Raw genomic sequence first — 20,015 nt, 5'->3', positions numbered from 1 at the left:
CTAAGACGCCGGAACACGAACAGCTTATGAAAAAAACTGGAGAACATGTTGTAGTTGTATTATCCGGCATCACCTAAATCCAGTCTCTAAGTATGCCATTGGTCGAAAAGAACGGCTGTGAAAACCTCTCATACGATGGCACTGACTGCGTAGAAGCCGTAGTCGATCGGCTGTAGACTTGACATGGCTAGGTCTGCTTTATGCTCCTCGCGGTTTAAGTATCGCCAGGGCAGCGCATGACCGGCATTCCGGCGAGCTGACAGACTTACCTTTCTCGCCACGCTATCGAGCAACCAGCTTTTCACCACCTTCCTCTCGCAGCATCGCTTCCATATCGTCCAAACCATCAACGGCAGAGCGCATCTGCGCCTCATCATCCACGCTCGCAGCCTCCGCATCCGTGAATTGGCCCCCAAAATCCATCTCCATCTGTCGTTGTTCCTCGGCGAAAACGGCTTGAACGACAGGCGCGGTCTTCTTTGGGGCGACATCGGTTTGCCCTGACGATTGGCCATCAGCAGCCTGGCGTGCGGCCTCAACGTCGGCCTCGGATCCGCCTGGCCCGCTCGACGGCGGTGTCATCGGCATGGCGCGCATGCTCAACGGTAGCGTGCCTTGCTCCCCCCCTCCCCCAGGCTCCGGAAACGGCAACTCGCCCGTCTGCGCCGCATGGATCGCCTTGAACAGCCGATCGTCAAAGTATTGGATCCGCTTCGCCCGGACAGGCATTTGCGCGTCTATGACCATGACGATTTCATCGAGCGGCAGGCGGCGCGCTTCATCTTCGGGCAACAGAGAACTTTCCTCGGTCCGGGTGGACTGGCTGCGGCCCTCGAAGGGGTTTTTGCCGATGGACTGGGATCGCGTGACGACGGTCTTCGTGGTCTTGCCGACCGCTTTGCTCAGCTCCTCGACGGTTTTTTCATCTGACGGTGTCAGGTAGAGCTTCACGCCTGCGTTGCCCTGTAGGGCACGACGGGTGTTTTCTCCATAGATTTCGTCGAGGGCGGGAATGGTTTGGGTGACCACGGCCAAATGCCCACGATAGGTGCGCAGGGTCTCGATGCTTTCGACCACGATGGGCATCTTGCCCAAACGGTTGAACTCGTCGAGCATGATCATCACGGGCCAGGGCTCATCCGGCCCGGGGTCCTTTTCCTGCATAGCCGAGAGCAGATCGGAAAAGAAGAGCCGGATCAGCGGCGCCAGCGGCTTCACCATGAGGGGCTGGACCACGAGATAGACCGAAAAGGGTTTCTTGCGGATCGTCCGGAAATCAAAATCCGACACCGCCGTCGCCTCATCAATCGCTGGGTTCTGCCATTGATCGAGCCCCGAGGTCATCAGAAGTGAGACATATGAGGTCAGCGTATCGTTATTGGTCGAGGCCAGCCGTGTGAAGATCAGCTTGGCGGCCCTGTTGTCGACCTCGTGCCCCCGCGCGAAATACTCCTTCTGCTTGTTCCCTCCCGAGGCCGCGATGCGGTAGATCTCGCCCAGGGTCGGGCGCTTGCGCTGGAACGCCAACAGGCCTGCGGCCACAAAGAGATCGATCCCGCCTTTCAGAAGGCCCTGCACCCGGTCGTTGTCGCTTTGCAGGAAGAGCGTCGCGAGAAGCTGCAATTCCATCTGCTGGCGGGCGGGGTCTTTCAGCTCGAAGATACGCAGGAGCGGGTTGTAGCGATGCGTGCGCTTGCCCTCCCAATCGGTGGGGGCAAAGTGGTAAACCTTGTCACCTTGGGCGGCGCGGTGCCGGGCCGTAGCCTCGAAGCATTCCCCCTTCACATCGAGCGTCACGGCGGAGCCTTGCCAGGTCAGCAAGTTTGGAATGACGAAGCCCGTGGTCTTGCCGCGACCCGTGGGGGCCACGATCAGCGCGTGGGGAAAGACCTTGGAGCAGATGTAGTTGGCGCGGGAGCCGGGCGTCCCCAGTTTGCCGAGGATGAACCCTGTCCCGGGCGCGCCGAAAAACCCATTGGCCTTCATCTCGCGGGCAGATTGCCAATGGGTCTGGCCAAACCGTGTCAGGGCGGACCCCGAGAGGGCGAGGCTCAGCATCAGGCCGGCGGCGGCGAAGCTGCCGATGATCAAGTGAATAAGTTGCGCGTCCTCCGGGCGGTGATCGAGGATCGCCAGATAGTTCTGCGCGATATAGGCAAAGTCGATCTCGGCCCCGAAGCCGAGATCCTGGTAGGTCAGCACCGCCGATGCGATGGTATAGCCCATGGCCCCGGTCACAAGCGTCACAAGCAGGACGCCCGTGGCGATCCGCGCTTTTCCCATGGCGGCGCTCAATGGACCTGGCCCCGCTCGGTCTCGCCATCCACGTCTGTCGCGCGGTGTTTTTCATATTCGGCGTCGGCGAGTTCATCGACCACCTGGCGCAGGGCGTCCGTGTTAGCCGTCGCGGCATCAGATTGCAGGTAGACCTTGGCGACGTAGAGCCGGTCGAGACGGTCCTCGAGAACCTTGTCCAGCGCATCGGCATCGCCGGATGTGAGGCGGCCCAATTGGCGTTCATCCAGCACCCGCGCGATCTCCTCGCGGAAGGCGCCCCGCTCCGCCTCGGTCTCGAAGGGCGCGGACAGCTCCCCGGCCCGTTCATGATCCAGAACACGCGCAATCTCGTCTGCGAGGCGGTCGGTACGGTCAGTCTGCGGCGCCGTTTCATCGCGGGTGGCTAGACGTTCGTCACGCGTGCCAACCCCAAGCCCCTCGCGCAACTCGTTGTCGCGGCGAACCTGATTGATGGCCTCCGTGTCGCGTATCTCGACGACGGCTGCATAAGTCGCGCCGAGCCCACGGGCGAGGTGGGAGGGCATGTCCGGATAGCGCGCGCGCAAGTCATCTGCGACAGCATCCGCAACAGGTGTGCGGAGATCGCGTCCCTCCATGATGCGGTCGACTTCGCGGGTGATCGCACTGGCGCGGGCTACATCGGTGATGGTCTCCCGGTAGGGCTCAGACCGGTCGATCACATCGCCAGGGCGTGCGAGCAGCTCCGCATGTGCCTCGAGATACGCGCGCTGCTCCGCCTCGATCCGGCGCTCTGCCCTTGAGACCACCTCCCAATCCCGGTCCTCGATCTGCTGCGCTGTCAGGCCGTCGGCGCGCATCTCCTGACGGATTGTCCCTTCCATCGCCCGGACCGCGTCCCGGTGATAATGGAACCGCTCGCTGACCGGTTCCGCTTCCATGACGCCATCCCGGCGCAGCACGTTCTCGCGCTCCAACAGCGTGCCAAGTTCCACATGCACGTCATTGAGAATGTCGCGCGCCTGTTCCAGATCGGCGCGGCGTTCGAGGTTCAGATCGCGCGCCTCAGCCACCTTGGAGAGATCATCTGCGATCCATTGATGCTCCAGCGCGGCGCTCGAGGCCCCGGTCTCGATCCGGGCCACCACTTCGGATGTGCTGATCCCCGTGCCGCGCAGGGCCGCGTCGATCCGTGAGCGCAGGCCTGGCTCGGCAAGACGTTCTAGCTGGTTGGTGTCGATATTCGCCTCTGAGTAGACCCCGCCCTCCGACGGCACCTCAGACAGCGTGCTCGATCGCAAACCGAGAGGCTGCATGTGCTGGACCTGCGTCTGGATCTCGATGAGGCGTTTTTCCAGCACGGGACGTTCCGCGTCAGATTTTTCGGCGATCATGCCCTGCACCCGCGCGAGCTTTTCCGCATAGAGGCTTCTGAGATCCTCGAAGCTTTGATCCTCGGCCATATACACATCTCCTGTTCGGTCCACCTGCCCGCCATGCGCCAGCACCTCGCCCGCGCGGAAGAGTGCCGCGGCAATATCCTCGCGGGCTTCACGCGAAGCCTCCGCGGCAAGCGAATGGTAGACGGTTCTGGTGTTGGCGATCTCCGCCAGCGTCCGGGTCAAGTCGGCCCCCACGCGTTCGCGCTCGCGGGGCGCGCGGCCCTCGTCTTTCGCGGCGTAAACCTCGCTGGTGCGGGCTGGGTAATGCACGACGCCGCGATCCACCCGCCGCGTGGCCTCCAGCCGTACACCATACTTCTCGGCCTCCTCGACCATGGCGAGGCGGAAGTCGTCATAGTTGAAGCGGTGGTTGCGCCCCAGAAAGAAGAACTCGCCTTCCTGCGAGCGGCGGTTCAGCACCAAATGCGCATGCGGGTGATCGCGGTCCTCATGCACCGCGATGATGTAGTCGAAATGCCCCGCGTCGGTCTGGAAGAACCGCTCGGCCACATCCGTCGCGATGTCGCGCACATCCTCCCCGCGCGTGCCGATGGGGAAGGACATGAGCATGTGGGTGGTCTGCCCAAGCTTGGGCTTGAAGCCCGCATCCCACCGCTTGGCAAAGCGCTCGGTCAGATCCTTGATGTCACCCGCCTCGAGCTTCGTCTTGCCATCCAAGAACCCGCTGCTGTCCACGATATGGGTGGACTTGGTGGTGAGGTACTCGAGCTGGTTTGTGAGCTGTGATTTGGTATGCGTACCGCCGCCCCGGATCGCCTTGAAGACGGCTGGCCGATGCCCTGCCGCCGCGCGCACAAGCTGGCTCTGCTTGGCGACATGCAGCCCCTGCATTGAGCCCCGGACGCGGCTCCAGCCATCCCGAAACACCTCGCCCGTGACGGCATGGACGGCATCATTCAGCTGCATGCGCAAACTCCCTCAGCGCGGCCGTGGCCTGCAGCTGCATCGCATCCCGACGGCGGCGCAGGAGCAGGTCGATCTCGTCAGCGGAGTCGAGGATGAACCGCGCCAGTCCGCGCATCTGCGCGAGGCGCAATTCGGAGAACTCCGCACGCGTGCCACCATTAGCCCCCTGCCCCATCTGGTTGGCCCGCGTCATCTGCTTGGCGATCTGCGCGACCCCATTGCCGACCTCGTGCAGAGAGGCGCGGTAACGCGCCATTTCGGCCGCCATCTGCGCGTCCGGAACGAACACCCCGCCTGCCGCCTGAATGAGCCGCCGCAGACCCTCGGCCCGGCTCTCGATCCCGGCCGCGGCCAGCACCGCGTCGAGGGCTGCCAGCTCCGCGGTCGTCACCTTCACACTGACAGCGGAGACCGGAATTGCGGCATCCGTCTGGCGCTCGGCATCGGCTTTCAAGACATAGCGCACGGCCCGTGATGTGACCTGGAAACGCTCAGCCAGCTCAGACGTCGACACACCCTCCGCGGCCTCGCGGACGATCTGCATCTTCTCGATCTCTGTCAGGCGTTTTGTTCGGGACATGCGGAAGAAAGACCCCCTATTTCCTGCCACCTTCCACCAAGGCTGCCTTACCTTACGATAATATACCTAACTGTCAATTATATACTTACGTTGCATTCAGCCCCGGGCAGCCTTGGTGTCCGCTTCACGCCGCGGCCCGCAGGGACGCGGCTCTGCCGCCCTCACCTCCAAGCGACACCTGTCCCAGGGGTCCCGTCCGCCAGCCCCGCCCGAGGCTCTGGCCGAACACGCATGTGTTCGGACGGAACCGCGGGCGGGCGCAAACCCCTCCGACAGGGCGGACAGGCAGGGTCAAGGAGGGCCAGATTTGGCTCCGCCAAATCTCCGCCGCAAAAACCGGGAGGCCCTGGCCGATAGGTTTTTGCGGATGGCCCCCTTGAGGCTGACTGGCCGGTCTGTCGCGGCCTAATTCTTCCGAGCGGCGATCGTCCGTTGAGCGCGCAGCGACCGGCACCAAGAGGAGGTCACCTCGGGCGATCTGACCGCCGGACCCGGCATCCCTGGAACAGGGATCGGGCCGCCCCAAGATCGTCCTGGGGCGGCCCATCCTCGTCAGAGGATTTAGTCCTGGGGATCTTTCGCGCTCGGTGGGAACATCACCAGCTCCGAGACCGCGACCGGGAAGTCGAGCTTGAGGCTGAAGAACTCCGTTCCATCCCCGTTGCGGGTGTTGCGAAACATCGCACCCACGCGCTGAAAACGGGTGCGCTCCTGGCCATCGGTATCGGTGAACTTGACGGGGACGGTGGCGACGTAGTGGTTGGTCATTTGGGTTACTCCTTGTTGCGATGGGGATCACCCAGCACGGGGGCAACAGGTCCGGTCGCAAGCGCAAATGCGGAGGGTCCGCGGCCAGCCGTGGAAGCCGTATTTGTGCTTGCCGAAGCGTGAGCTGAGGGCACGATTGGGCCGACCCCGTGCGATCCACATCTATGAGCAAAAAGGAGTGATCCGGATGACCCTTGCCAACACGCAGCCGCCACCATCCGCGTCCGCGTCCCGCCGATCCTGGCCGGGGTGCTGACGGAGCCCGCCCGCGTGGATGCGATGTTCCGAAACACGCCCCGAGGGACGTGCAGGTGTTCAGCCTCATATGCGACGTCTCGACCCCTCGCGTATTGCGCTGCTTTCGATGTGCGTGAGGTGCGTACCATCCCCAGCCCGTACCGATGCGGATGGGCCGCACTCTGACGGACCGGGTAGAGGGATAACGCTGCTGGCCGCCGCAGACTACCGATCACGCGTGACCGACCGCACGCGCCATGAGACATGACGAAAGGGCCGCGCCAAGCGCGACCCCCTCTCTTCAATCCTGCGCAGCCTTCTTCGCCGGGTCCGCAACCCGCATGACCGTCAGACCTTTCGCTTCCGCCTTCTGCCCGAGGTTCAGCGCGACCCCGTTGCCGCCGAAGAGTACAACCCCCGTCGCCGCGAACTTGTCGTCCAGCATTTCGTCGTTGCACTTGAACGGTGCCGCCCGCCCGTGCGCGGACCAGCGCGGATCGAAGCGCGCCTGTGCGACCCCGCGTGCCCGGGCCCACCGGGCCGCAATCATCTCCGCCCCGTGCTTGCCACCCTTGTGGCAGAGGAAGATCTCCTGGTTGCGGTTCTGCTTGATCCGTTCGCGAACCTTGTCGAGCGTGTTGAAGATCACATCAACATCGGTCCAGTCGGTGGCGCCTGAGACGATCAGGGGCACCCCCTCGACTTTCGACTTCTCGGCAGTCTCGCGGTCGTGCTGCTCCAGCAGCTGCCGCGCCTCGAAGACCGCCCCGGTCTCTTTCGCCCGGACGCTTGCGCGCGATCCGGCTGCCGGGATGTAGGCGTGGCCCGTCTCGATCTCGTAGCATTCCGCCGCCGCCTCGCTCATCACCTCGATGGCGCTCACAATCTCGCGCAGTTGCACAAAGCGGGCCTGCGCCTCTTCGAGCGCGGTCTCGGCGATCTCCGATCCGTCGTGAGATTTTGCCAGCGCGCCGATCTTGTCGGCGGTGCGGTCGACCTCCTTGCCAAGCGCCACCTTGCGCCGCTGAAGGATCGTCGCCAACCCGTGAGCCAGTGGTTCGATTTCTGCTTCGAGGCCGGTATTGCGCAATTGACCAAGCAGAGCCTCGAAGCTCTCGCGGACGATGTGGTCGGTCAGGATGTGATCTTCCGGGATCGGCAGCTGTGCGTCCTTCTCGGTCAGTCCGAAAAGCTCGATGGTCTCGTAGGTGTTTGCGGTGTCGTAAGCCATGTCTGGTCTCCAGTATTCAGTTGCAAGGCCACCACGTGAGTGTGGGGGCATGGCCGAATGCCTGGTTTCCGAATCTGCCCGGGTCAGGGACGGCGCAGCCGCCGGCTTGCCGGGCGCAAAAGTTTTCCGCGCGCAACGACCGACACACGCACACCCTCACGCATGGAACCGCCCCGCGCCACAGGTCCCGCCCTCGCCGAAAAGTTTTGCGATCCTTGAGGCGGGCTGATTTGGGGGCCATCCGGAGGATATGCTTCCGCGCTCATGTGTGTGTGTTTTGACGGTAGGTTTGCCCGACCCGAGCAGGCAAACGGCCCGACCGGACGCGAGAGACGGATGAAGCGACGGGATCGTTTTGCCCCGCAAAACAGACCAGAGCGCAATCCGGCGGAGCGGCCGGGGAGCGACGTGCTCGCGAGGCGGGCAAACCGGGGGCCTGGGTGCAACGCCGCGGTGAGGCCGCATGGCCGAATGCGCGACGGACCGAAGGGCCGTTCTCCCCTGCGACTTGGCGTACCGAGCTGGGGAAGGCCGACAGGCTATCGACGCACCACGCTGTATCGGCCTGCACGGCTTGCCAGACATCGCAATACTTGGTAGTCTATTGGAGCACTAAGGAGTCTGCCATGAGCGTTCAAAAGCAATCTGTCAGCTTTACCGACACGGCCTACACTTTCGCCAAGGAACTGGTCGAAGCTGGAGAGTATCCGAATGTGAGCGCGGCGGTTTCGGGTGAATTGGCGAAGGCCAAGGCAGAGCGAGATCGCGAACGGTCTTTGTTTGAGGCAGAATTGGAACGCCGCCTGTCTCTTCCACTCGACCAATGGGAACCCCTCGGCGAAGCCTCAGACGTCACCGCAGGCGCGCGGGCTCATCTTGTGGCGATGGCTCAAAAGACCTGACGCGTTTTATCAGGCATCCGTTCTTCGAACGCGACCTTATCGGTATGGTTGATCATATTGTCGATGTGACAGACGGTGACATAGCTGCAGCAAGCCGCAGGCTCGATGAAATCGATACCCTTATCCAGAAGATTGCCGAAAACCCAAAATCCGGTGCTCGCCTAAGCGGTAAGCTGGACGGATGGCTCGTGCGTCATGGCGGTGCAGGTCACCGACTGACCATCGTATTCAAACCGGATTTAGATGCGGGGCAGATCTATCTCGCTCTTGTCGCGTTCGGCGGCCGGGATTGGATGAGACTGGCGTCAGCGAGACAGGTGTTCGCTGACTAGCCTTAGAGCCATGGAGTGGCGGAGAAGTTGTAGACCGTACCTTCGCTGCGCTCGAGCTGAACGGACCAGATGCGGACCAAGGTGCCATTCGCTTCACATCTTCCAGAAGCCGCCTTTGGGCACTTGGTTTAAAACGATCAGTTTGAGGGCAGTCTGCCACCTTTCAGAAAATGAAGTTTTCTATGTCGCCTGATGTGCGATAGGGCGCACTGGCATGCCCAAATTTGTTTTAAATTGGCTCAACGTCTGCGGTGCAGACTTGATTATGTCATAGCCCATCGAACAGAGGGTCACGCCTGTTTCTTGTGGGCCCTCTCGGTGCCTATCCAGAGCCCTGCGTGCCATCGGTCTTATGCGCCACACGGGGCCAAACGCGAGAAGGCCGCACACGCATTTGTGGCGGCCTTCCCATGCGAAAGACAGGCAGGAGGTCAGTCGGCGACAAGCGGTGTGACGGCCGCTGGCGTGACTTGAGCCGCGACGGCTTTGCCACCCCCAAACGTAACCGGGCGCTTGGCTTGATCATCGACATGCAGCGAGAAGATGTCGGGGCGTGCATAGTGGCCGACGGGATCGAAATCGAGCTTGCTGCGTGTCAGAGTCATCTGGTCGAGTTCGGCATAGAGGATGGTTGCCTCGTTGAACACAGGTCCCGCGATCACCTCGCCGAGCGGTCCAATGATCATGGAACCGCCGCGCATCAAAACGTCCTCCGGCTTTTCGCCCAACTGACTGCGGTAGTCCGGCCCGTACTCTCCAAGGGTAATGTATTGGCAGGAACTGAGCACATAGCACCGCCCTTCCATCGCAACATGACGCATCGTGGCCAAGAAGGTGTCGCGGTCATCGGCGGTGGGCGCGCAGTAAATCTCCACACCTTGGGCATACATCGCCATGCGTAGGGCTGGCATGTAGTTCTCCCAACAGATCACCGACCCGATGGTGCCCAACTCGCTTTCAACAGGCGCAAGCGTGGAACCGTCGCCAAAGCCCCAGATCAAGCGCTCTGCGCCAGTGGGCTGGAGCTTGCGATGCGTACCGACCAGCCCGGCGCGCGGGTCGATGTAGACGACCGTGCAATAGAGCGTCCCGCCCCCTTGCTCGATGATCCCCATGACCACGAATGTCCCTGTTTCGCGGGCAGCCTCGGTGATCGCGGCCAGTTCGGGGCCATCGAGGGTCACGGCGCCATCATAGTAGCGGCGGAACTCCTCGCGCCCGAGGGGCTGGCGGTTGCCCACGGAGACATCGAAGTTGAGACCTTTGGGATAGGTGCCAAGGAAGGCTTCCGGGAAGACCACGATCTCGGCGCCGTTTGCGCCCGCCTCACGAATGAGGCGGCACGCTTTGTCTGCGGTGGCGGGGGCGTCGAAGGGGACAGAGCTGTCCTGAACGACGGCGGCATTTACGGTCGGTTTCATTACACGGCCTTTGCGGTTGCGGGCACTTCGTCGATTGAAGCGTCCTGAGAAGCGGGCGTTGCGTCCATGTAGCGGGCGAACATCCCATGATAGTTGGCGATGGAGGCGTCGGAGACCGGGCGTGTGACCATGCTGACCAAAGCGGTCACAAGGACATTGACCGCCAAGCCAGTCGTGCCAGCACCAAAGCCAATGGACAGGCCACCGAACTTGATCACCAGCAGTGTGACCACGCCTGCGATCAGCCCAGCAAAGGCACCAGATTCCGTGATGCGTTTGAAGTAGAGCATGCCCAGAGCCTGCGGCACCAGTTGCAGACCAAGGCCAAAGCCAAGGGCCGCCACGGGCACCAAATGACCAGCACCGCCGGGCGTGAGTGCGAGGGCAAAGACCAACACGGTCAGACCTGCCACCACGTACCGGGTGATACGCGTGTTTTCACTGTCGCTGACCTCACGGCCCCGCACAGTGCCCCAGATGTCCGTTGCCACGAGAGACGCAGACGAGAGCAACTGGCTGTTGATGGTAGAGATCGCCGCCGCGAGGATACCAGCAACCACGAAGGCGGCCAGAACGGGGGCGTGTGCGGCAAAGATCTGCGGCAGGATGGTGTCAGAGGTTTCACGGGTAACACCGGGGGCCACGCCGGGCAGGATCGCGGCAAGGCCGATGATCAGCGGGATGATCGCCATCATCCACGAGTTCCAGAACGGCGTCGCAACAGCAACTTTGCCCAGCGTTTCGGCAGATTTGGCCGAGTAGAACTTTTGCCACATGTGCGGGAGCGCCCATGCGCCGAAGCCAAGACCCAGAAACAGTTCAAGCATGCGTTCAGGCTTGCCGGAGTTCGTCACAAGCTCGGGCTGGATTTCTGCGACGCGGGCAAAGAGAGCGAGACCGCCGACCAGATCAAGAACATAGAGTGCGGTGAAGATCATGATGCCTGCAAAGAAGACCCCGAGAAAAAGGTCAGTCCAGGCGGTGCCTTTGAAGCCAGCCCAAAGCACGATCACACCCACCATCAGCGACGCGATTGTAACACCCAATGCGTAAGGCACAGCGCCATCGGTCAAGGTTTCCAGCGCACGTGCGCCGCCGCTGACCTGAATGAGCATAACGGGCACAAGGGCCGTGATGCCTACGACCGCCACCAGCAACCGCAGACGTTTGGAGCCATAGTAGTGCTCAGACATTTGCCCCGGTGTGAGGAAGCCAAAACGCTTGCCTGCCAGCCAGATGCGCGTGCCGAACATCCATACGAACACGCCATGGAAGATGGTCCAGACGGCAAAGCCCGCAAACCAAATCCCTTCGCGGAAGTACGCGCCGAAGGATCCAAGCAGCGTCCAAGTGGAGAAGTACGTCGCCCCCATGGACAAAAGCAGCACGACGGTGCCGATCTGACGGCCACCGACGACAAAGTCCTCCGCACTTTGCGCACCTTGGGTCTTACGGCCGGCCAAGTAGGCAATGGAGAGAAGGATACCGACAAAACCGGCAAGAATGATAAGAGTGGGAAGTGCGCTCATGGTCTTAAGCCTCCTCAATCGGGTTGGCGTCGAGCTTGGCCTGCAGCGGGCGGAAGCACAGCGGATACAGGGCAATGACGCAAAGTGTCAGAACCACATTGGCGCCCAGTACGAGGGCCAAAGCTTGTGGAAAGGGGCCGATAAAATCAGGAGCGGCGAAGAACCCCAGATACGGCAGGGCGGTAACACCCAGGCACACCAATAGGAGCGCCCAAATCAGGCGGCGAAGCAACAGCATAGATAAGTCCTTTCAGACGAGATGCCCCTGTTTACCTAATGACAGCGTTCGTGCATATTTCGATTTAGCAACCTCCCCGTTGCTCAAATTAGAACGCTTAGGATTTTGAATGCTCTCAACTGCGCATCGCTACGTGCTTTCTGTTGCCGAAACCGGGTCAATCCGATCCAGTTCACAACGGCTCAACGTCGCCGCTTCCGCAATATCTAGACAAATCCAGCTTGTGGAACACCAATTCGGGTATCCACTCTTTGAGCGCTTTGCCTCAGGCATGGTGCTGACCCATGAAGGCCAAATCCTTGTCAGACACTTGCGGCACACAGCACGCGAGGTGGAGTTGGCACAGGCAGAGATGAATGCGCTTCACGGACTTGTGACGGGAACCATCCGTTTTGCAGCCATTGAAGGCGTACTGACGTCTTGGCTGATCCCCGCCATGGCCGCGTTCCGTGCCCAACATCCCGGCGTTACCTTTGAAGGACAAATTCTCGGGTCCCAAGCAGCCTACGACCTTGTCATGGTGGACCGCCTAGATTTCGGCGTGGTCGTTTACACGGACGAATGGCCGGGTATCGAGATCCGCAAGCGCTATGATACGCCTTTGCTGGCGGCAATGCACCCTGACCATCCGCTTGCGGGCCATCCTGCCATCAGTCTTGAATTGCTCGCGCGTGAGCCTCTGATCATGCTGGACCGCAGTTACGCAACACGGACCGCCTTTGATCGGCTGATAGCGAACGCAGGCCTGACCTCCGTGGTGGCTTTTGACGTCAACCATATCGAGATCGCCAAACGATATGTTCTAGAGACTAAAGGAATGACAATTTTGCCGGAATATGCGGTCAGCATGGAGGTTACGGACGGCTCAATGGTGACACGCCCGCTAACCACAGGCCAAGCGGTCTTGGATACTGTTCTGTTCACGCGCAAATCCGCCACACACAACAAGGCAACAGACAGCTTTTTGCGCGCATTGATGCTCGCAGCTACCGATTTTTAGTTCATCTCTGCTTCGCACGGTAAGTTGGTCTTGTTGGTCTTGTTGGGCTTCATGATCCAGGCCGTCGTCTTGTTCAGAAACCAAGTGCGTATTGGCCCCATGGACGTTGCCTCCGTACGTTTCTTGCTAATCGCATAGCCAGTCGAGCCTTTTGGAATGATCCGGGACCCGCAAACGGGTTCTGGTCGTTTGAGTAAGCCGGCCGTGTAGCCGTAGATTTACACGTCAGACCAACATAAAAAGGCAAGACTTTTGTGCCTAACTCTGAGATCTTCTACATCATCAACGCGGCCAGAGTCTCCAGGAATTATTCAGCTGCACCCCCTAAGAAGAGCTACTCAAATCTACCTGCAACTTATCTGCCCGAACACGCCTAAGGTGCGGGAAGCAGGCGCTGGCCGAAACTTGACCATTGGTCAATTTGGGCTCTTCGGTTGCATTCGCTGCGGGCGACACGAACGTCTGCAATGTGCGCCGGGTTCATTCAAACCACCAGCACAGAAAAAGGGGAACCATGTCACCACGACTCCCCTATCGGTTCAGCTTGTTCAGTCTCAAACGCTAATCACGCGACCAGCGAGAGCCCCGCGCCTGCGTCCTGTGGCTGCTCACCGCTGTCGATGAACGGGATGATCGAGAAAGTCTGCCCGCCGCGCTGTTCTTCGTTCTGCACGGCGTTGACGCGCAGGTCGCCATCGGGCGTGTTGATCAGCAGCGAAAGGTAGTCATTGCCGGTGCGTCTGCTCTTCGCCATCCAGGCCGAGCCAACACGGATCGGCTTGCCACGGGGCGAGCTGACCTCTATCCGGTAATCGGGGTGGGTCTCTTCTGACTTGTAGTCGTTCTCGATCAGCATGAACTGCAGATCGAACATCATGTTGGCGATGTAGCCGGCAAAGGCGTTGTCAGCGTCCATCGCGGTGAGCTCGCCCGAGATCGAGCCGGATTTCATCAGGCCGTTCGAGACCAGTGGGATGATCTCGAATTCGCCGCTCTGGGCCGCGCGCGCCTCTTTCGTTTGCACCGCATTGACCCGGAACGGGCCCAGGCCGACATCGATCTGCATCGAGATGTAGGGATTGCCGCTGGTATTGCCAGTCTCGTTCCAAGCCGTGCCGATGCGGACCTTGCGGCCCGACTTGTTGATCGCCGTCACGTCGTAATCCGGGCTGCGTTCGGACATCTTGGCCCGTGCCTCGAGCTGGATGGCGACATCGAAGCGCGTCGAATGGATCATGCCAGAGTACTGAGCGGCTGCGGTCTCGACATTGCGGGTAAGGGTTCCTGCGAACATGGGATGGTTCCTTTTGGATTGGCCGGTGTCTGACGTCCTTGCCAGCGCATCCGGGATTGCTTTCTCGACCCCTTGAGGGATCACAAATCAGAAAGCCTGCTTTCCTTTCAGCCCCGCCCAAAGCTCAGAGCTACCGTCCGAGGCCTCACGCAGCAGCACCTGGACGGCCGCGGCCTGCATCAGGTCGTAGGCCATGCGCCAGTCCCAGGCACCGCCGGCATCGCTGCCAAGAAACGTCTCGCGCATGACGCGCGCGAGCGCTGAGCTGCGCAGGGGTTGGTGGTGGATCTCTGTGCCGATAAGCGCTAGCGCAGAGGCGAGATCGGCTTCGGAGATTGCGAGAGCCGGGTTGGCCGTTCTGGGTTTGGACATGGGAATTTTCCTTTGGATCAGGGTCTGAGTTCCAAAGGACAAAAAGCCCGCTTTCGCTTTTTAGGGTGACGGGGGTCAGACCGCGCCGACCTCCAAGGCTTGGTCAGGACTTGGGTTCGACCTCCCGTTTCGCATTAATCAATGCCTGTGCGGTCTGCATCACCTGAACTTGAGATGTTCCCGTGCATTCCTCCTCCAACGCGGCCTGCACCTTCGCGCAAAACCACGCGTCATACGAAGTGACATCAGCCGCCACGGAAATGCTCCTCGAGCCCGATATCCAGCAGCTTGCCGAGGTCATCGGGCATGTCTGCAACATGCACAGCAATTGGGAAACGGTGCCCCGTCAGGTCAGGCGCGCATTGCTCCTCGAACCCGAGGTGCTGCCTATCCTTTTCCGCCTCAATCATTGTGCTTTCTCCGACCGTATTATCAGCCGATGCTACATCTTCCAGCGGAGCGTCGTAAACGATAATGCCAAAGGGTCGCGGCAAGCTGGCCCACTTACCGATCGGGCGCCCCTTCAAGGGAAGTTTCGAACCGCTTGTCCGCGGCCGCAACTTCTTTCAAGAGCGCGTCGAAATTGTCAGGTGGATTGCCATCTTCCAACATCCCTTTGAACGTCGCATAGGCATCCGTCTTGCTGCCGTAGGCGCGCAGGGTCTTGTCGTCGTTCACCCAGGCCACCACGATGACCTTCGCATCGCTGTTGAACCGATAGAACAGCCGATACTGCTGGAAGAATTTCTCCCGGAACCAGTGCTTGCGGTGATCGCCGAGTGTGCCGCCTTGCCGGAAGGCGGCGGCACCTGGATCTGCCGGTATGGCCTCGGTGACCAGCTTGAAGATCGCGGCCAGCCGTTTCGTCGGGTTTTTCTTGCGCCAGGTCTTGGGATCGCGAGCCTTACGCGCCTCGACCTCCAGGGTCAGCCCTTCGAGCTGGTCCAGAAAGAGCGGATGCGCATAAATCGACCATCCGTTTACGACAAGGGGCGCTTGGGCAAGCACGCTATCGCCGCTCATTCATCCTCGAGCGATAGCGGCGCATCTAGATCGACGTCAACGTCTCCGACCAGGGCTGCAAGACGGTCATGCAAAGCCCCATCGAACGCCCGAATGCGGTCCGGATGCGCCTTGATATCGGCCTCGACAAAATCAAGAAATGCGCCGATCACGGGATCTTCCTCGTCGCTGCGCACGGGCTCGATATAGACCCTGCCACTCGGCTCGATGCAGTAGCGAATCTGGTCGCCCTTGCCCAGCTTGAGCTGTTTGCGCACACCTGCCGGCACGGTCGTCTGATACCGATCCGTGAGCTTCGAGACATCTTGTGCGAGGGCTGTCACGGCAGTCTCCTGAAGAAATGGGTCTTTGCTGCCCGCGATAGGTAATGCATTTGCATTGCCTTGTCAAGAAAAGCCGCAGGATCTGCTGTCACCGGGCAGGTCGATGAGCTGTCCGGCGCAGCACCTAATTTCGCCCCGCCAGGAACTCCGCCAGCACAGGACTAGCCGCGACTTTCGCGGAGCTGAGCAGTTCCGAGCCCGCAAGCGAGGCCTTCGACAGGCGTACGAGCCCACCGGTTTCCTCGATGCGGTAACAGCGGCGTTTTTGTCGGCCCCGCCTGTAGTGCGTCGCAGTGACGATCTGGCAGGTGCTGCCATCGGTGAGCGTCACAGGTGCTGCGAGTTTGATCTTGTCGCCTTCCTCGTAGTCCGGGATCGAAGCCCAATTCCAGCAGCGCTGTCGCCAGTCCTGGGCGTAGCTGTCCGGGTCTTTCAGGTCGGAGAGAAGCTCGATCAGCCCAAGGGGAGCACGAGACTCGTTCGGGCCAGCACTTTCCTCCATGTCCTTGTAGCCCCAGCACCCGTCATCGTATCGGGTGAGGAAGACAGCCCCGAAAGTGATGGAGCCATCCGCATCGGTCACATAGGTTGCGTCTTCGACAGCGGTGCCGTCGAGATTGGTGACCCTTGCCGCCGCATACCAGGTAGAGCCGACCTTGCAGGCCTTGACCAGTTCGGTTTTGCGCGTGTCGCCCTTGAAGTTGCAGAGCCGGGCGATTTCCGCTTTCTCATCCGCGTAGGTCTGGACGCGGCCGGCGGTGTAGAAGAGCCAACCCATTTCAGAGTCCTTTCTCTCATTGGGGGAATTGTTGGCGCCAATGTCCCGAGAGGGCCGCAGGCTTGGCGGGATATTGGCGATGCGTGTTTGAGAAAGGGCGCGTTACGCCGCCCTCCGGTCATCGATTTCCATCAGCGCATCGAGCGGCACGCGGTAGGGCTGCATGGCGTCGAAATCCTCACAGTTCCCAGCGTTCTGGACGATCGCGAAGGTGTCGCAGGCATCGTTGAGGACGACGCGGAAGGTGCCGCCGAGGCCCGAGGGCACCTCGTAGGTCCCGCCGATCAGATAGTCCGAAGCCCGGCGTTTGAGGCCGCGGATGCTGTGGCCATCGGTGGCGAGCCGGATCGCCCCCTGCCCACGGTCGATGAGCACCTGCACGTCGTCGAGGATGTCGGTATAGAACTGGCCGGTCAGATCGCGAAACGCCATGCGGCGCTGCGCCATCCAGTCGGTGTCCCGAAACGGGTTCATGCCGTCGGCGAAGGCGAAAGAGGGATCGGCCTGTTCGGTGGTGACGATGCGAGTGGTCGTGCCATCGATGCCGTTTGAGCGCAGATGCACACCATTGCCGACGATCAGGATCAGGGCGGGCCTGTCCACGGGCCCGTTCCAGTTGGGCAGGAAGGTTTTGCAGGCGCGCGCATGGGCGATCTGTGCCGCAACAGCGGACGCAGAGAACTTGAGAATAGCCATGAGGATGTCTTTCTGTTCGGTTTGGAAGGGTCGACCCGCGCGGGCGGCATGGTCCACGCGCGGGTCGCGTGAGGACTCAGGCCGCTTGCGCGATGTCGCCGTCAGGCTCCGGGGTTTCCGCAGTTGGCTCCGCCTCATCAAAGGCAATACCGGCGGTCTGCATCATCGGCGGGCACCAAACGGCCACGGCAGCGCGCTGCGCGTCCGTGAGCGTGGCGAAGGGTTCGGCGAAGAGCTTGTCGCAGAAGGCGACGATCTCCTTCTTGCTCGACGAGGCCAGCGTCACGGCCTCCTGGGTGAGACCCAGTTCCTCGCCGAGGATTTTGAGGAGCCAAGCCTTTTTGAAGCGGTTGAAGAGCGCCGCGTTCGGCGTCCAATGCGCGCGAATGTCGGGCATGATCTCAATCTCGAAATCATGCATCAGGCTGTCGCGCTGTCGGTCCCGCGCGAAGCAGGACTGCGTGGTGCTGGCCGTGGCATAGGCGACGAGCTTGGCCTTCTCCCCTGCCTCCAGCGCGCGAAACGCCGCGAACTGTTCGGCGGGTGCGCGGGTGTCATCGAGCCAGGACAGATCAAGCACATCATGCGCCGCCGCCACCTGGTCGAGCGAGGTCTCGTCGATCTCGTCCATCTTGGCATGGCTGCGGTATTCCTTGCGGGCATCAACCTTGATCGCCTGCGTGACGCTCATGCCGCTGGCCAGAACGTCACTGACCAGCTTGAAGAGCGTCAGATCGAGCGTGACCTCCGGATGTTGCGCCATCGCGGCGCCAAGGGCCATGGCCCGCTCGGTCTTGAGATCCTCGGCCAGCGAGGCCGGGTAGGTGATTTCACCGGCGTCCGGGGCCTCCTCCCCAGTCGGGTTAGCCGAGGAGCCGCGCGCGCCCTCCTCGTTCACGGTGTCTTCCGGGCGGACGAGGCCAACATGGAGGGTCACCTGCCCACCCTGCCACGAGGCGATCACCCCAGACCGTGCGAGGTCCTCGGCGCTGTAGGCCTCCTGCAGATCGCGCGCTTCCTCCTCCAGAGTGTCGACGCGCTCGTAAAGGGCATTGTAGGCACCGTCCTCGAGCCCCTCATCCTCCATCTCGAGCTGCAATTTCTCGAGCTCTGCGGTGATCTCATCGATGCGCTTCTGGGCAGCCTCATCCGGCTCGATCGGGCCGGGATAGACCCGGCCATAGTCGGCCATGGTCGCGTAATCGTAGCGGACCATCGCATCCGCCCAGGCAAAGCCCAGTTTTGCGCGAGCCTCCTCGGCGGCGACCCCGAGCTTCTCGAGCAGGATGGTCTCGACCAGCGCCGCATCCTCGAGCACGGAATGCTCTTCCAGAAGGTCAGCCGCGACAGCGCCGCCGCGTGCCTCGTAGTCCGCGCGCACGAAAGCCCCGATATCGTCGCTGACCTGCACACCGCGGGATCTGAGCGCCTGACGGACGGTATAGGCCTGCAGGTAGCTGTCTTCCTTGGTGAGTGCCTCGTAGACCTCCTTCTGCACCTCCTGGCTGGGATGCTCGGCAAAGGCCTTCATCGTATCGAGCGTGATCGTCTTGGCCCGGGCCGCCGCGCGGACATCGGGGTGGATCAGGCCATAGCGCAACCGGCCTTTCACGGCAGCGATCGTGGTGCCGAATGTCTTTGCGATCGTCTCGGGTGTCTGGCCGTCGACTTCCATCATCCGTGCGAAGGCCTCGAACTCGTCAATCGCGTTCATCGGGGCTTGCGTGATGTTCTCAGCGAGTGACAGCGCTGTGGTCACGTCGCAATCCTCCGGCACAAGGCGGCAGTCGATCTTGGTCTTCGCGGTGAACCCCTTGGCGGCCTTGTCCGAGACCAGCTCCTTCAGCGCGGCATGGCGGCGACCGCCGGCGAGCACGGCATACTTGCCGTCGAGCTTCTGAACCAGCAGCGGCTGCAGGAGATCCAGCACGGCGATGCTGGCTTTCAGGTGGGCGATGTTCTCGGGATCATAGGTTTCCGGCGCGTTGCTGCGCACATTGGCGGGATGCGGGACGAGATCGCCGATAGCGACGGTAAGGGGAGCAAAGCTTGTGGTCATGGGATATCCTTCCAAGAGGGTGAGGTGTGGCCCGCGCGCTCACGCGCGTGACCAATCCCCGGCTTCAGGGATCACAACAACAAAAGGCCCACTTTCCCTTTGAGGAGTCAGCGGGCCTTCATCGTCTCAGATGTCAGGGGGGAGGAGTCCCCTGCCCTACCAGTCGCGCGCCAGCATGATGGTCAGCACGCGCATGGTGGTGGCAGGATTGTCCGGGGTCTCAGCCCCATAGCGGAAGTCCGAGTCTGCTTCATAGAGATCGATCTTCCAGAACACGGTCTCGCCCCGGATCTCGACCGCCCCGAAATCGTGCCAGCCTTCAGGGTCATTCTCAGGCTCGAACATGGCAAACTCACCAGTTGCCTTCACCGCCTCGGCCATGAAGCCGTCGCCAGCCTCCATAAGCGAGCGGGTGACATGCATCCGGCCCTGTATGGGCTGCACCGGCGGCACCCCGAGGCATGCGAGCTTGCGAAACGCGTCGTTCTGCGCCGCGATCACACTCGGATCAGGGCTGTCTGTCTGGGTTTGTGCGGTGATGGTCATGGGGCATTCCTCTGTGAAATTGAAACACCGAATCCAAAGCCCACTTTTCCTTTTCCGCACG

At 61.4% G+C, this 20,015-nt stretch carries 19 protein-coding genes and 1 pseudogene; 3 read left to right on the top strand and 17 right to left on the bottom strand.

All coding sequences use genetic code 11. The features are described 5' to 3' along the window. Positions 1 to 282: 282 nt before the first annotated feature. The 5 genes from SM766_RS19850 to SM766_RS19830 form a co-directional block, all read right to left on the bottom strand. Positions 283 to 2,283: a type IV secretory system conjugative DNA transfer family protein gene (locus SM766_RS19850; protein ID WP_368948886.1), complete on the bottom strand. Its 2,001-nt coding sequence runs from the start codon at positions 2,281 to 2,283 to the stop codon at positions 283 to 285. An 8-nt stretch (positions 2,284 to 2,291) separates the two neighbouring features. Further along, on the bottom strand, positions 2,292 to 4,625 hold the full coding sequence (locus SM766_RS19845; RefSeq protein ID WP_368948881.1) for a relaxase/mobilization nuclease domain-containing protein: 2,334 nt from the start codon (positions 4,623 to 4,625) through the stop codon (positions 2,292 to 2,294). Beyond that, a complete protein-coding gene (locus SM766_RS19840; protein ID WP_368948880.1) occupies positions 4,612 to 5,205 on the bottom strand; it encodes a helix-turn-helix domain-containing protein in 594 nt (197 codons plus the stop codon). The genes SM766_RS19845 and SM766_RS19840 overlap by 14 nt, the downstream gene beginning before the upstream one ends. 561 nt (positions 5,206 to 5,766) lie before the next feature. Next, positions 5,767 to 5,973, bottom strand: a complete 207-nt coding sequence (locus SM766_RS19835) for a hypothetical protein (RefSeq protein ID WP_090525678.1) — start codon at positions 5,971 to 5,973, stop codon at positions 5,767 to 5,769. A 538-nt stretch (positions 5,974 to 6,511) separates the two neighbouring features. After that, positions 6,512 to 7,441: a DUF2493 domain-containing protein gene (locus SM766_RS19830; RefSeq protein ID WP_368948879.1), complete on the bottom strand. Its 930-nt coding sequence runs from the start codon at positions 7,439 to 7,441 to the stop codon at positions 6,512 to 6,514. A gap of 626 nt (positions 7,442 to 8,067) precedes the next feature. Here SM766_RS19830 and SM766_RS19825 point away from each other — a divergent pair. Continuing rightward, positions 8,068 to 8,343, top strand: a complete 276-nt coding sequence (locus SM766_RS19825; protein ID WP_274830656.1) for a hypothetical protein — start codon at positions 8,068 to 8,070, stop codon at positions 8,341 to 8,343. Between the two features lie 44 nt (positions 8,344 to 8,387). After that, entirely contained in the window at positions 8,388 to 8,675 is a 288-nt protein-coding gene (locus tag SM766_RS19820; RefSeq protein WP_274830657.1) for a type II toxin-antitoxin system RelE/ParE family toxin, read from the top strand. Positions 8,676 to 9,106: 431 nt separating this feature from the next. Here SM766_RS19820 and SM766_RS19815 read toward each other — a convergent pair whose 3' ends face one another. From SM766_RS19815 to SM766_RS19805, 3 genes are read right to left on the bottom strand one after another with little or no spacing between them, the layout of a single operon-like run. Then, positions 9,107 to 10,096: a carbon-nitrogen hydrolase family protein gene (locus tag SM766_RS19815; protein WP_274830658.1), complete on the bottom strand. Its 990-nt coding sequence runs from the start codon at positions 10,094 to 10,096 to the stop codon at positions 9,107 to 9,109. Beyond that, on the bottom strand, positions 10,096 to 11,625 hold the full coding sequence (locus SM766_RS19810; RefSeq protein ID WP_274830659.1) for a sodium:solute symporter family protein: 1,530 nt from the start codon (positions 11,623 to 11,625) through the stop codon (positions 10,096 to 10,098). The genes SM766_RS19815 and SM766_RS19810 overlap by 1 nt, the downstream gene beginning before the upstream one ends. A 4-nt stretch (positions 11,626 to 11,629) precedes the next feature. Further along, the gene (locus tag SM766_RS19805; RefSeq protein ID WP_274830660.1) at positions 11,630 to 11,863 is read right to left on the bottom strand and encodes a hypothetical protein; all 234 of its coding nucleotides are present in this window, start codon (positions 11,861 to 11,863) and stop codon (positions 11,630 to 11,632) included. A gap of 109 nt (positions 11,864 to 11,972) precedes the next feature. Here SM766_RS19805 and SM766_RS19800 point away from each other — a divergent pair, with 109 nt between their 5' ends. After that, positions 11,973 to 12,863 (top strand): LysR family transcriptional regulator, encoded by an 891-nt coding sequence (locus tag SM766_RS19800; RefSeq protein ID WP_274830661.1) that lies wholly within the window; start codon positions 11,973 to 11,975, stop codon positions 12,861 to 12,863. A gap of 565 nt (positions 12,864 to 13,428) precedes the next feature. Here SM766_RS19800 and SM766_RS19795 read toward each other — a convergent pair. The 9 genes and pseudogenes from SM766_RS19795 to SM766_RS19755 form a co-directional block, all read right to left on the bottom strand. Next, entirely contained in the window at positions 13,429 to 14,157 is a 729-nt protein-coding gene (locus SM766_RS19795; protein ID WP_274830662.1) for a DUF736 family protein, read from the bottom strand. A gap of 147 nt (positions 14,158 to 14,304) precedes the next feature. Next, positions 14,305 to 14,529 (bottom strand): annotated as a pseudogene (locus SM766_RS19790) (hypothetical protein); the annotation flags it as partial. Between the two features lie 245 nt (positions 14,530 to 14,774). Then, entirely contained in the window at positions 14,775 to 14,939 is a 165-nt protein-coding gene (locus SM766_RS19785) for a hypothetical protein (protein WP_274830664.1), read from the bottom strand. Positions 14,940 to 15,033: 94 nt separating this feature from the next. Next, entirely contained in the window at positions 15,034 to 15,552 is a 519-nt protein-coding gene (locus SM766_RS19780; protein ID WP_274830665.1) for a type II toxin-antitoxin system YhaV family toxin, read from the bottom strand. Then, positions 15,549 to 15,875 (bottom strand): type II toxin-antitoxin system PrlF family antitoxin, encoded by a 327-nt coding sequence (locus SM766_RS19775; protein WP_274830666.1) that lies wholly within the window; start codon positions 15,873 to 15,875, stop codon positions 15,549 to 15,551. The genes SM766_RS19780 and SM766_RS19775 overlap by 4 nt, the downstream gene beginning before the upstream one ends. A 124-nt stretch (positions 15,876 to 15,999) precedes the next feature. After that, positions 16,000 to 16,653, bottom strand: a complete 654-nt coding sequence (locus SM766_RS19770; RefSeq protein ID WP_274830667.1) for a DUF6927 domain-containing protein — start codon at positions 16,651 to 16,653, stop codon at positions 16,000 to 16,002. Between the two features lie 102 nt (positions 16,654 to 16,755). Beyond that, positions 16,756 to 17,349: a regulator gene (locus SM766_RS19765; protein WP_274830668.1), complete on the bottom strand. Its 594-nt coding sequence runs from the start codon at positions 17,347 to 17,349 to the stop codon at positions 16,756 to 16,758. A 76-nt stretch (positions 17,350 to 17,425) separates the two neighbouring features. Next, on the bottom strand, positions 17,426 to 19,408 hold the full coding sequence (locus SM766_RS19760; protein WP_274830688.1) for a ParB/RepB/Spo0J family partition protein: 1,983 nt from the start codon (positions 19,406 to 19,408) through the stop codon (positions 17,426 to 17,428). Between the two features lie 156 nt (positions 19,409 to 19,564). After that, positions 19,565 to 19,954 carry a DUF3768 domain-containing protein gene (locus tag SM766_RS19755; RefSeq protein ID WP_248411060.1) on the bottom strand — a complete coding sequence of 130 codons (390 nt, stop codon included), beginning with the start codon at positions 19,952 to 19,954 and terminating at the stop codon, positions 19,565 to 19,567. Between the last annotated feature and the right edge of the window lie 61 nt (positions 19,955 to 20,015).

The sequence above is a fragment of the Pseudophaeobacter sp. A-200-2 genome (assembly GCF_041008815.1).
GTDB classification, from domain to species: Bacteria; Pseudomonadota; Alphaproteobacteria; order Rhodobacterales; family Rhodobacteraceae; genus Phycobacter; species Phycobacter gallaeciensis_A.
The sequence above is the reverse complement of the archived record's forward strand: the minus strand, read 5'-3'. Positions and strand labels throughout refer to the sequence as shown.

What these genes read in the sequence shown, in the direction of transcription:
- SM766_RS19795 (WP_274830662.1), bottom strand. Translation starts at nt 14,157, where the DNA reads ATGTTCGCAGGAACCCTTACCCGCAATGTCGAGACCGCAGCCGCTCAG.
- SM766_RS19780 (WP_274830665.1), bottom strand. Translation starts at nt 15,552, where the DNA reads ATGAGCGGCGATAGCGTGCTTGCCCAAGCGCCCCTTGTCGTAAACGGA.
- SM766_RS19770 (WP_274830667.1), bottom strand. Translation starts at nt 16,653, where the DNA reads ATGGGTTGGCTCTTCTACACCGCCGGCCGCGTCCAGACCTACGCGGAT.
- SM766_RS19820 (WP_274830657.1), top strand. Translation starts at nt 8,388, where the DNA reads ATGGTTGATCATATTGTCGATGTGACAGACGGTGACATAGCTGCAGCA.
- SM766_RS19840 (WP_368948880.1), bottom strand. Translation starts at nt 5,205, where the DNA reads ATGTCCCGAACAAAACGCCTGACAGAGATCGAGAAGATGCAGATCGTC.
- SM766_RS19845 (WP_368948881.1), bottom strand. Translation starts at nt 4,625, where the DNA reads ATGCAGCTGAATGATGCCGTCCATGCCGTCACGGGCGAGGTGTTTCGG.
- SM766_RS19805 (WP_274830660.1), bottom strand. Translation starts at nt 11,863, where the DNA reads ATGCTGTTGCTTCGCCGCCTGATTTGGGCGCTCCTATTGGTGTGCCTG.
- SM766_RS19825 (WP_274830656.1), top strand. Translation starts at nt 8,068, where the DNA reads ATGAGCGTTCAAAAGCAATCTGTCAGCTTTACCGACACGGCCTACACT.
- SM766_RS19760 (WP_274830688.1), bottom strand. Translation starts at nt 19,408, where the DNA reads ATGACCACAAGCTTTGCTCCCCTTACCGTCGCTATCGGCGATCTCGTC.
- SM766_RS19850 (WP_368948886.1), bottom strand. Translation starts at nt 2,283, where the DNA reads ATGGGAAAAGCGCGGATCGCCACGGGCGTCCTGCTTGTGACGCTTGTG.
- SM766_RS19815 (WP_274830658.1), bottom strand. Translation starts at nt 10,096, where the DNA reads ATGAAACCGACCGTAAATGCCGCCGTCGTTCAGGACAGCTCTGTCCCC.
- SM766_RS19810 (WP_274830659.1), bottom strand. Translation starts at nt 11,625, where the DNA reads ATGAGCGCACTTCCCACTCTTATCATTCTTGCCGGTTTTGTCGGTATC.
- SM766_RS19800 (WP_274830661.1), top strand. Translation starts at nt 11,973, where the DNA reads ATGCTCTCAACTGCGCATCGCTACGTGCTTTCTGTTGCCGAAACCGGG.
- SM766_RS19755 (WP_248411060.1), bottom strand. Translation starts at nt 19,954, where the DNA reads ATGACCATCACCGCACAAACCCAGACAGACAGCCCTGATCCGAGTGTG.
- SM766_RS19785 (WP_274830664.1), bottom strand. Translation starts at nt 14,939, where the DNA reads ATGATTGAGGCGGAAAAGGATAGGCAGCACCTCGGGTTCGAGGAGCAA.
- SM766_RS19830 (WP_368948879.1), bottom strand. Translation starts at nt 7,441, where the DNA reads ATGGCTTACGACACCGCAAACACCTACGAGACCATCGAGCTTTTCGGA.
- SM766_RS19835 (WP_090525678.1), bottom strand. Translation starts at nt 5,973, where the DNA reads ATGACCAACCACTACGTCGCCACCGTCCCCGTCAAGTTCACCGATACC.
- SM766_RS19765 (WP_274830668.1), bottom strand. Translation starts at nt 17,349, where the DNA reads ATGGCTATTCTCAAGTTCTCTGCGTCCGCTGTTGCGGCACAGATCGCC.